Source organism: Aeromonas rivuli, from assembly GCF_000820045.1.
GTDB classification, from domain to species: domain Bacteria; phylum Pseudomonadota; class Gammaproteobacteria; order Enterobacterales; family Aeromonadaceae; genus Aeromonas; species Aeromonas rivuli.
On record NZ_CDBJ01000027.1, the window covers coordinates 381,214 to 392,381 of the forward strand.

Below are 11,168 nucleotides of genomic sequence, written 5' to 3' on the forward strand. Positions count from 1 at the left end.
GTAAAAAACACAGGGAAGCAGGCTTATTGCTTTACCACTTCATCTCGCCAGTCGCGACCTTGGCGCCGATAGCCAGACCGTCATCGGCAGGCAGGGCCGGGAAGGCCTGCTTCATGCTTTGGATCAGGCTGTCTGAGCCCTTGGCCTTGGCCAGCTCCTGCTCGAAGCGCTGCACATAATCGCGGGTGAAGGTCACCGCCTCGGTGCCCTTGGGTTCGGCGCCCAGGAAGTGGCCCGGGATCACGCGAGCAGGTTGCATCGCCAGCAGCTCATTGAGGGTCTTGACCCACTGCGCCCGCGCCGCCTTGGTCTGGCTGTCTGCCATCCAGACATGCACTCCGTGATAAACAGGCACACCACCCAATGCGGTCTTGATAGAGGGAGCCCACAGATAGGCGCTCGGGGTATTCATTGCCTTGATCTCGATCCGCTCGCCTTCCAGCGTCAGGTGGGATGCCGTCATCACCTCGGGGACTATCAGGCTCTTGGGCGCCTGGTCGCCCAGTATGGGGCCCCAGTAAGCCAGCTTGGCATCCTTGGTCGCCTTGATATGGTCAACCACGTGCTGACTGGCCACTATCTTGGCGTTCGGGAAGGCGGCCTTGAGAGGCTCAAGACCGAAATAGAAGTCAGGATCGCCACCACTGATGAAGATGGTGGTCAGCGTCTTGCCACTCTTGTGCAGCAACTCGACCAGCGCCTGACCATCACCGACCCCGAACTGGGCATCGACCAGTATGGCCTCCTTGTCTCCTGCCACTATCTCGGAAGAGACCGGGAAAATCCCCTGCTCGCCCGGGTTGTAGACAGTCACCGTCAGAGGGGCAGCTAGTGCGGCGCCGCTGAGCAGTGTGGTGGCCAGGGTCAGGTTGCGAAGTGCGTGCTTGTTCATTGCGTCATTCCTAATGATGGATTCGGGATGAACAGAGTTTATTAGAACGGTTGAGTTGCAAATACCGCATAATAGTCACTTAACTGTTGCATGAATCGAGCATATAGAGGCAAACATGGATCGACTGACCGCCTTGCGGGTCTTTGTCAGCGTGGTGGAGCAGGGCAGCCTGAGCGCCGCGGGAGAGCAGCTTGAGATGTCGCGGGCCATGGTGTCACGCTACCTGGCCGAGCTGGAGCGCTGGATGGGAGCCCGACTGCTACACAGGACCACTCGCCGCCTCAGCCTGACCGGCCCGGGTGAGGAGGCGCTGCTGCGAGCTCGTACCATGCTGACCCTGGGCGAAGAGATGGAGCAGCTGGCAGTGCAGAACCAGGATGCCCCCAAGGGCTTGCTGCGCATCACCAGCAGCTACTCCCTCTCCGAGGCCTTGCTGGTGAATATCGCCAATGACTATCTGGCCCGTTATCCAGGCACCGCCATCGACATATTGCTGTTGGACAGAACGGTCAATCTGGTGGAGGAGCGCATCGATCTGGCCGTGCGGATCACCAACGATCTGGACCCCAATCTGGTCGCCCGTCGGCTCGGCACCTGCCACTCGGTGGTCTGTGCCAGCCCGGCTTACCTCGCCAGCCATCCGGTACCGCAACAGGTGCAAGATCTCGCCTTGCACAACTGCCTCACCTACACCTACTTCGGCAAGAGCCTGTGGCAATTTGATGGTCAACAGGGTCCCCAGTCGGTCCCCGTCAGCGGCAATCTGAGCGCCAATATCTCCAATCTGCTTCTGGCCGCCACGCTGGCGGGCACAGGCATCAGCCTGCAGCCCCACTATTCGGTTAAAACGCATCTCGAGCGAGGTGAGCTGGTGGCCTTGCTGCCCGACTGGCAACCCAAGCAAATGGGCGTTTACGGTGTCTATGGTACCCGCAAGCAGATGTCTCCCTTGCTGCGCAGTTTCCTCGACTTCATGGTCGCGCGCATGGCAGCCGATCCACTCTGGCGATAAAAAAGGGGCCTTGCGGCCCCTGATAGGAAAAAGAAGGATCAGGCTTCGAAGCCGGTCAGCACCACTGGCTCTTCCCCCTCTTGCTCGATGAGGAAAATATCCTTGTATGCCATATAGATGGAGTAGTTGAGCGCAGGCAACACCACCAGCAGGCCAATCAGCATCAGCAGGGTGCCGAGTAGCAACATCACGCAGCCCAGCAAGCCCCACCAGAGGAAGGGCCACATATTGCGCTGACAGCCGATGAAGCTCAGCTTGGCGGCCTGCCAGGCTCCGACATCATGGAAATAGATGAGGGCGGGGGCAAAGGTCACCGCCATCAATACCGGCACCAGCAGCAGCATCCCCAGCAGTACGCAGAGCAGCACGCCCCTGGCCTGCTCCACCGTCAGGGAGAGCTGTTCGGGATCCTGGCTGAACAGATCACTCAGCCCCCACAATGAGAGCAGTCCGAAACAGAGCATGGCGATCAGGGTGAAGAGACCAAGAGCAAACAGCCCCCCCATGATCAGTGGCGTCAAGCGATGGCGAAAGCCTGCGAACAGGTCGGAGAAGGTCAAGCGCCCCTGCTCATCCCCCCCCTTGGCCACCACCATCCAGCCGGCCATCCACACCATGTAGAGCAGTTGGGAGATGAAGCCTCCTGCGGGCAGCTGTTCGATCAGCAGGCCAACCCCCAGCCAGAGCAGCAACATGGCGACGCTCAGTCCCATGCCCTTGTTGAAGATATCGAATCCGCTACGGATCCATAACCAGCCACGTCCTATGGGATGACGCTGGGGTTCGGTGCGCAGGGCGCTCTGGGTACTCATCATGTTGCCTCGATCGGATGGGCGGGCAGAGGGCGGCTCAGGGCACAGTCACCGTCACCATGACGGTGGCCGTATAGGGCCCGGTTCGTACCGGCTGACCGGGCAGCTTGGTCGGATACACCCTCACCCTGTAGTCAGTCTTATGGGTGCTTTGCGAATAGGGTACCCCGATGGCTGTATCAAATGGAATAGGGGTATCCGTATCCTGTTGGAACAAGCCAATACCGACCCCCGCCAGGCTGGTGCTGATGAAGTTGCCCTGACTGGTGAGGGCGCCACCAAAACGGTAACTGAGCGGAGTCACATAGTCGCTAGGGATCTGGCTGCAGGTCACACTCACGTTGACGCTGCGCGGGGCATAACCCTGTGGCACGCCCCCCTCGACGAAGGCGCTCTGGGCCACGGCGCCGAGATCCAGGGGAATGCTGGTGCCCGCCGGAAACTGACAACTCGGAGTCGAGGTGATGCTGATATTCATGGCCAACCGGCTGAACTCGTTGCCAACCGCGGTACTGGGCATAGCGGCGCGGCGCACGAAGAGGCTGGCGACAGTGCCGCTGAAGGTTTGGGTCCCCGTAATCCCCTTGAGCAATTTGAGGGTATATCGCCCACCATTGACGCTGATCCCCCCCAACAAAGATACATCTAGCAGTCCACCCACACAGACGGCCAGCAGGCCTGCCGTTGTGTCGTTGAAGGGAACGGTTTTATACCCCCCACCCACATTGAACTCCGCCTTGAGACCGAAATAGTCATTGAGTTTGATCAGGGTGCCCAGGGGGTCGGCAATGGTCGGCAAGGTGGTGGTCCCCTGGTAGTAAACCGTCATCAAGAGACCAATACCGATGCCGGTACAGTCGCAGGTCGCCGTACTGGTGGTGGCAAAACTGCCAGTGGCCGTATCCCCCGGTTGATAGACGCTGGCGGGGTTGGTCACCGGGACTGTTGCCAAGAAGGCGCTGGTGCACTGGCCGTTGACGGCGTTTGCCTCGGGCAGGCAGCACAGCGCGCCGAGCAAGACCGCTCCCCGCATACCCACTCGCCGAATCGCCAGCCGGGCCCAGTTCACCCCCGTATGGTTTTTGAAACTTATCATCCTGCCCCCTGCCCCAATCGAAAATCCTGCTCATGATAGTTGCCATCATCATCAATCCAGCGCACTCGGCCATGGGCACCCTGCAATGGGGCCTCACTCCCCCCCGCCATGGGCAGGAACAGCTTGCCCAGAGGCGGGATCAGGGCGGCCTCTTGCCAGACCAGCGGCTTTTTACCATGGGAGATCAACACCTCGCTCAGGCTGATATAAAACCCACCGGGATTGAACACAGTCACCCCCAGCCCCGGCCCGGTTTGCCAATTCAGCCGAGTCACCGCCTCCCTCACTGAACCAGGCAGGCCAGCGGGTCGATAGAGCAGCTTGATGCGAGTGCGATAAGCGAGCTGCACCCTGGCCCCGTCAGTGACCGCATTGGGGGGCAGACCCAGCACATTGAGCCAGAACAGGGATTCGCGATCCTGCACCAGACGTTTGGTATCAGTCCCGTAAACACGCAGCGTCTGGCCCTTGCCTCCCCCCAGCCGCATCATGGGAGGGGTCACCAGGAATGGCGCCTTGCTTTGACTCGGTCCCTGCTGCGCATCCCCCTCATCGACCCAGACCTGCAACAAGCTGGACCGCTGGTCATCGTTGAACACCCTGAGACTGGCTTCCGGTGCCCCGCCCGGATAGATGAGACGCGTCGCCATCAGATTGATGGCTGCCCACCCCTGCTCTCCCCACAGGAGGAGCGAGCACAGCATCAGACAATAGAGCCCGCCTCTTTGCATCATGGTGTCTCCTCCGGCTGGCAGAGCGCGGTCACCTGCTGATAGGGAATGGCAGGGTCCGGCTTGGGTTGTCGATAGTCCAGACGGCAGCGCTGGCTTCCCTCCTTGCCCCACTGCACGTGGAGCTGACCCTGCTCACCACGCACGAAAATGAGCCCCCCCTGGCCGACCACGGCCACCGAGCGGCCACTGCTATCGATCACATCGGCGCCAAACGGCAGCGTCATCCGATCCGGTAGCTGGGCCTGCACCAGCAAGGGTTGGCCAATATGGGTCTCATAGTCGAGTTTGACGATGGCGCCGCGCCTCGGGGCCACCATCTGTGCACTGCCATCTATCTCCACGTCCACCGGCAGGCCGCCCGGATCCAGACTGATGATGTTGTTACGATAGGGATTGAGCCCGGCCAATACCGCATAACCATCCCCATCGACCTCGCTGCCGATACCATGGCTTATCTTGGCCCCCTGGGCGCCCTTGGCTTCCACCAGCGCCATTGTCTCCCCCTGCGTCTGCCCCAGTACCCACCCATCTTTATGTACCAGCAAGGTCCCCTTGGCCGAAGCAACGTACTGGGAGTAACCATCTCCCTGGCTGGTACTGGCCCCAAGTTGAGCCGCCGCCCCCTGATACTGCAAGTTGCCGCCATAGCCATAGTGGCTGGGTGCCCCGCCCCCATTCTTGCTGGCGTAGAGCCCGTAATAGAGCAAGCCATCACGCGCACCACCATTGAGATCGGCACGGGCGCTGTAGCCCTGTCCCTCTTGATAGGAGAGGGTGCTACTCAGTCTTGGCCCGCCGAGCGCTTCACCGATGGGAATGCTGAGACTCAGTACATATTGATCCCCGCCGTCATCTTCATTGAGGGAGTGACTGACCGAGAGGGAGAGACTGCCCCAGCTAAATCCCTTGTTGTAACCCAGCTGGAAGCTGCTGTTGTTCGGCTCTCCCCCCCAGTAGTTGCGGGCGATGCCGCTGAAGTAGAGATCGCCCAGCTCTCCCACCGGCTGGCTGATGTTGAGCTGGAAGCGGTTGCGCTCCCGCTGCAACACATTGAGGCGATCCCCCTGCAATGCCGCCACATCATCAAGATCCAGATACCCCTCACTCGAGAATCGGTATGCGGCCAGAGTGAAGTAGGTACGGGTGTAGTCCAGCTGCTTGCTGTAGGTCACCCGATAACTCTGCCCCGACAGATCCCCGGCTAATCCGGACTCGGGGGGAAGATCCCGCGCCCAGGAACCGGTGAGATCGAGTGCCAGGGCACCATAATCGGATCCCACCGCCAATCCCCCCAGCAGGGCGCCATAATCTTGCGCCGCAATAGTGCCGCCATAGAGCGTCAGGGTATTGGAGAGGCCACGCCTGTAGGTACCTTGCAAGAAATTGGGGCCATCCGCCCCTTCATCATTGCGATATTGTCCCAGGGTCAGGCTAAACCGGGAGGCATCGGTGCGCAGCATCTGCACCACGGAGGAGAATGGCAGGGTGAAGCTGCGCTCACGGCCATCCGCCTCTGTGATGGTCACATCGAGATCCCCCGCAAAACTGGTGGCATAGAGATCGTCGATGGCGAAAGCACCAGGGGCAACCTGGGTCTCATAGATGAGCGCCGTTCCCTGACGGATGGTGACCCTGGCATTGGTTTCGGCGGTGCCGCGTACCACAGGGGCGAAACCACGTTCAAAATCCGGCAGCATGGCATCATCGCTGGCCAGCTGCACCCCCGTGAAGGGCACACTGTCAAAGCTGTCCCCCGGGGTAAAATACTCTCCCAAGGTGAGCTGGGCTCTGTGCACCGTGATATCCCGCTGGGCATAGCTGTTGAGCGCTTGATAGTCCCCTTCGCTCTGAAAGGAGCCGTTATGACGTAAACGCCAGCTTCCCAGATTGAGGCCGGTATTGAGGTTGATGTTGCTGCTGAGCCGGTCTGATGCGCCTTGCTGGTCGCTGTAGTAGAGGTTGGCGTTATAACCGACAAAACCGGCATTGATCCCCTCCACCCACTGATCCGGCCCCACATAATTGCGGCGCACTCGCCCGACATAGGCCTGTGGCAGGCTGAGGGCACCCGTCAGGCTGGGTAGGTCCAGCGTGAAACGGGCCTCAGGCACCAAAGCGTCGACTTCGATGCAATCGCTCTGCAGCAGGGCGTTAACTGTCTCCTGATCAGGAAGTTGGTCTATCAGCAAGCCCCACTGCTCGACCTGACCCGCCTTGAAGCAGAAACGGGGTGACTGGGGATCCGCGCTCGCCCTCACTTCCAGCTGCTGGCTCAACTTGTCCTGGCCATTAATGATGATATCGAGTTGATACATGCCTGGTGGCACAAAGTCGGCGCGGGAGAAGCGGGTCAGGTCGATGTCCATGCCAAGCGCATCGAGCAGCTGACTATTGAACTCCACCGGTTCGGGAGCCGCTACCGCCTTGGTTTGCACGGTCTCAGCGGCCATTGCGACATGACCGATGAGCAGCATTATAAGCAGGAAAATACGTGTAACCCGGCAAGATATCCGGCAAGGGGGGAGGTAAACATGATGGCCAGTCATCGGCACGGCGGCAGGGAGATCACTGGCAATCACGGCGCACCCCCTCCAGATACAGACTGACATCGAATGCGGGAAGACCTGATGCCGAACTTACTCCCCCGGCCCGGTGCTCGTCAGTTGAACGCGAATCGGCCCACCTCGCGGGCACCATAATCATTAAGCCAATAGAAGGTCACCGTCTTGGCCTGCACTGGCCCGCTCAATCGTTCCAGAGGAAAATCAAAGCTGGCCCCAGGCGCCACCATGCCACCACTGCGATTGGCATACTGCCCGGCCTGAACCGTCGTCAAATCGAGATGGCTGATACTGACGTGGTAACTGCTCGGGTTGCTGGCACGCAGCACATAGCCACTCGTCTGATGCAGTAGTTGCCACTGCAAACCATTGGCGGATTTCTGGATGTCACCGGCTAGCCCCTGGGGCCGGTAGAACAGCTTGATGCGAGAGCGAAAGGCGAGTTGCACCAGATTCTGACCCGCCACGGCAGACTTGGCGCTGGGCGGCACCTCCAGCACATTGAGCCAGAACACCGACTCCTTGTTGGATGGCAACCCTTGCCCCACATAAGCCAGGCGCAGGGATTGGCCTCGCAGGGCCTCTATTCGGGTAATGGGGGGAGTAATGAGGAATGGCAATCTGTCGGCACCGGGTCGGATCCGACGATCGCCGCTGTCCATCCAGATCTGTACCAACGCGGGCAGCGTGCCCTTATTGGTCAGCTCCAGCGTCACCTCACGGGCCGTGGAGGGATAGATGACCCGGGTGCCAGATATCTGGACCTGGCCCCAGGCCAACATGGGCAAGATCACCACCCCAGGGAGCAGAAACCGGCCGCACATGCCACCCAGACGGGCCAGACGCCATGCCATGCTCATGGGGCTGATCTCAGTGATAGTCGAGCGAGTAAATGAGATCAGCGGACACCAACCCTGCCCCCACAGCCCCGGTGGCAATGTATTGGGCGCTGTAATAGAGGGTGGCATCACCGGTCGCATTGAAATCAACCAGCACATCGTTGCCCGTGTTATCTCTCAGATCGATAGGCGTACTGTCGGACGCGAGGATCTGCACCTCCACATTCGCTGCCGGATTCTTGCCCCCGGACGCCACCGCTTTGTTGCTCAGGTTGCCGGTGCTCTGGGCCACGCCAAAGTTCTCGAAATAGGCTCGCACCGAGCCCGTCGTCGGGCAACTGGTGAGCTCCAGATTGAAACCTGTCGCGCCGGCGGTTACTCCGAGACCGGAGAGCGCATTGGTACTGACGGTGGGCAGGGTCACAATTGCCGAGGCACTGCCACCGTTGACAGAAATGTCGCAGGTTCCCGCCGTGACCTCCCCAGTGATCGTTATGGTGCCATTGAAGGCCAAGACAGACCCCGAGGCCAGCAAGCTGGCCGAGAGTCCAAGAGCCGCAAGAAGATTTATTTTCATCACAACCTCCACCTAACCCGTTGGGATAGCTCAACTCGGTGTGCTGGCAATGCTCTGTTTTCTATCTCCGGCACATCATCCTTGATGGGTGTCATTTAACGACCGAAAATTAATGACTTATTAGTAAATAGCACAACCTGTGGCGCGGTGCCTGTCGCAGGCCAAATATAGAGAAAGCCCCAAGTGAACCATTCCTTGTTTCAGGGGGAAGCACTATTCAACCTGGAGATGTCAGACAGATAAACGAGGATGTGGCATCATAACCCCTTTGCAATTTTCCCCTATCCGGAGTGGTCATGCGCCTCTTGTTCCCCCTCTGTCTGCTGCTGTGCAGTGCAGCCTTGCAGGCTGAACCCAGCTTTATCAGCCGTCTACTCAATCAACCCGTTCCCGGTGGCGTTGCCGTAATCCCTCTCGATGAGGGTAGCCAGACACCCGCTCCTCGCTATGAGGGAAAACCCGTATTGGTGGTCAAGGAACAAGGTAAACAGTGGATCGCCATCGTCGGCATTCCGCTCAAGAGCAAACTCGGTGGGCATCAGCTCGACCTGGCCGATGGCCGCACCCTCGCCTTCAAGGTCGAAGACAAGCACTACCGCGAGCAGCACATCAAGCTCAACAACAAGCGTCAGGTCAATCCCAACCCGGATGATCTCGCCCGCATCCAGCGCGAGCTGGCCGAGCAGACCCAGGCTTATCAGACCTTTAGCCCCATCCAGCCGAGCAACTTGCTGTTCGACAAGCCGGTACAGGGACCCCTCTCCAGCCCATTCGGACTGCGGCGCTTCTTCAATGGCGAGGAGCGCAATCCCCATTCCGGGCTCGACTTTGCGGTCGGTGCCGGCACCCCCGTCAAGGCTCCCGCGGCGGGCAAGGTCATCCTCGTCGGTAACTACTTCTTCAATGGCAACACCGTCTTTGTCGATCACGGCCAGGGGCTGATCAGCATGTTCTGCCATCTATCCAAGGTGGATGTGACTGTGGGTCAGAGCCTGCCCAGGGGCGGCATTCTCGGTCGAGTCGGCTCAACTGGCCGCGCCACAGGTCCCCATCTGCACTGGAACGTCAGCCTCAACGACAGCCGGGTCGATCCCGCCATCTTTATCGGTGCGTTCAAACCCTGACCTCGACTATCGAACAGACAGAAAAAAGGCAGCCATCGGCTGCCTTTTTTCTGTCATTCATCCGTGCCCTGGGTTCAAGGAGTGGCGCGGCCATGCAGCGCAGATTCCTGGCCCATGGCCCAGATCATGATGGCCACCAGCAGGGCGCTGCTGCTGGGCAGGGCCAGCCAGACACCGGCCACCCCCCACAGGGTGGAAAATAGCCACAAGAAGCCGCCGATCAGCACCAGCTTGCCGCCGGTGAGCAGGGATGCCAACCGGGCTCGCCCTATGGCCTGAAAATGGGTGGCGCCCACCAGCAGCAATCCCTCCAGCGGCAGGCCCCAGAAGTAGAGCCAGATCCCCAGCGTCGCCACAGGTAACAACCCAGGATTGTCACCGGCAAACAGATAAACGGCCCCTTCTGGCCAGAGGTAGAGCGGAAACAGGGCCACCAAGGCGATAGCGAGGGTCGCACCGAGCGCCAGGTTGCGAACGCGAATGACCCTGTGCCACAGACCGGCCCCGGCATTGAAGCTGGCGATGGGCTGGATGCCCATGGCGATCCCCTCGAAGATGAGATAGAAGAAGGCCTCGGTGTAACTGATCACCCCATAGGCGGCCACATGCAACGAGGTGCCCACCCCCAGCAGGGCCTTGTTGTGCATGGCCAACACCACGGAGAGATAGAGATACATCAGGAAGCTGGAGAAGCCGAGTTGCAACGTCTGGCCAATTTGACCCCAATCCGGACGCAGGCTGTCCCAACGAATGCGTAGCTGGCTGCGGCGGCCGAGGAAGTGCCACAGACAAAGCCCCCCCGTCATCGCTTGTGAGAGCATGGTGGCGATGGCGGCCCCCGCCAGCCCCCATGGCAACACGACCATCAGCAGATAATCGAGCAGCACATTGAGCACGCCTCCGGCCACCAGGATCCAGGTAGCCAGACCTGGACGGCCATCGTTGCGCAGCAGGGCAGTAAAGGCCATGGAGAGCACGGCGAAGAACCCAAGCAGAGCGTACCAGTCGAGGTAGGCAATGCCGGCCTCGAACACGGCGCCCTCGGCCCCCATCCAGCGCAGCAGCGCATCCCCATAGATGAGACCGATGCCACTGAGCAGCAAGGATGCCAGCAGCACCAGCAGCAAGGCATTGCCGACAATCAACCGGGCCAGTTCCGACTCCCCCTTGCCCTGCAAGAAGGAGACCCGGGCGCTGGCGCCCATGCCGATGAGGGCACCTACCGCATAGAGCACGGCGCAGATAGGATAGGCGAGCATCATGCCCGCCAGCCCGTCCTGGCCTAGAATGTGGCCGACGAAAATGCCATCTATGGTGACATAAATCCCCGTGACCAGCATGGCGGCCACGGTCGGTGTGACATAGCGCAAGAACAGACGGCCGAGTGGGGCAGTGCCCAGATCCAGGGTCGACATAGGACTCTCAACAACGAAACAGGAGGGGGCAGAATAATAGCCAAACAAAGCCACCCCTACCCGTTATTTATGTTACGAATCATTAATATGTAAAACTTTACCCGCC

General features: G+C 59.9%; 10 protein-coding genes. 2 read left to right on the plus strand and 8 right to left on the minus strand.

The window, feature by feature from the left end:
* Positions 1-31: 31 nt before the first annotated feature.
* Positions 32-892: a Vmh family MBL fold metallo-hydrolase gene (locus BN1130_RS06040; RefSeq protein ID WP_042040867.1), complete on the minus strand. Its 861-nt coding sequence runs from the start codon at positions 890-892 to the stop codon at positions 32-34.
* Positions 893-1,007: 115 nt separating this feature from the next.
* Here BN1130_RS06040 and BN1130_RS06045 point away from each other — a divergent pair, with 115 nt between their 5' ends.
* Complete coding sequence (locus tag BN1130_RS06045) at positions 1,008-1,904, plus strand: LysR family transcriptional regulator (protein ID WP_042040868.1); 897 nt, start codon at positions 1,008-1,010, stop codon at positions 1,902-1,904.
* 38 nt (positions 1,905-1,942) lie between these two features.
* On the opposite strand, the gene BN1130_RS06050 is transcribed toward BN1130_RS06045, so the two are convergent.
* The 6 genes from BN1130_RS06050 to BN1130_RS06075 form a co-directional block, all read right to left on the minus strand.
* Complete coding sequence (locus tag BN1130_RS06050; protein ID WP_042041009.1) at positions 1,943-2,716, minus strand: BPSS1780 family membrane protein; 774 nt, start codon at positions 2,714-2,716, stop codon at positions 1,943-1,945.
* Between the two features lie 37 nt (positions 2,717-2,753).
* Positions 2,754-3,812 (minus strand): fimbrial protein, encoded by a 1,059-nt coding sequence (locus tag BN1130_RS06055; protein WP_084218142.1) that lies wholly within the window; start codon positions 3,810-3,812, stop codon positions 2,754-2,756.
* Complete coding sequence (locus tag BN1130_RS06060) at positions 3,809-4,546, minus strand: fimbrial biogenesis chaperone (RefSeq protein ID WP_232301933.1); 738 nt, start codon at positions 4,544-4,546, stop codon at positions 3,809-3,811. The genes BN1130_RS06055 and BN1130_RS06060 overlap by 4 nt, the downstream gene beginning before the upstream one ends.
* Positions 4,543-6,996: a fimbria/pilus outer membrane usher protein gene (locus BN1130_RS06065; RefSeq protein WP_232301934.1), complete on the minus strand. Its 2,454-nt coding sequence runs from the start codon at positions 6,994-6,996 to the stop codon at positions 4,543-4,545. The genes BN1130_RS06060 and BN1130_RS06065 overlap by 4 nt, the downstream gene beginning before the upstream one ends.
* Before the next feature lie 209 nt (positions 6,997-7,205).
* Positions 7,206-7,967 carry a fimbria/pilus periplasmic chaperone gene (locus BN1130_RS06070; RefSeq protein WP_052448199.1) on the minus strand — a complete coding sequence of 254 codons (762 nt, stop codon included), beginning with the start codon at positions 7,965-7,967 and terminating at the stop codon, positions 7,206-7,208.
* A gap of 10 nt (positions 7,968-7,977) precedes the next feature.
* A complete protein-coding gene (locus BN1130_RS06075) occupies positions 7,978-8,523 on the minus strand; it encodes a fimbrial protein (RefSeq protein WP_042040870.1) in 546 nt (181 codons plus the stop codon).
* Between the two features lie 296 nt (positions 8,524-8,819).
* Here BN1130_RS06075 and BN1130_RS06080 point away from each other — a divergent pair, with 296 nt between their 5' ends.
* Entirely contained in the window at positions 8,820-9,647 is an 828-nt protein-coding gene (locus BN1130_RS06080) for a M23 family metallopeptidase (protein ID WP_042040871.1), read from the plus strand.
* 74 nt (positions 9,648-9,721) lie between these two features.
* On the opposite strand, the gene BN1130_RS06085 is transcribed toward BN1130_RS06080, so the two are convergent.
* On the minus strand, positions 9,722-11,062 hold the full coding sequence (locus BN1130_RS06085) for an MATE family efflux transporter (RefSeq protein ID WP_042040872.1): 1,341 nt from the start codon (positions 11,060-11,062) through the stop codon (positions 9,722-9,724).
* Positions 11,063-11,168 lie beyond the last annotated feature (106 nt).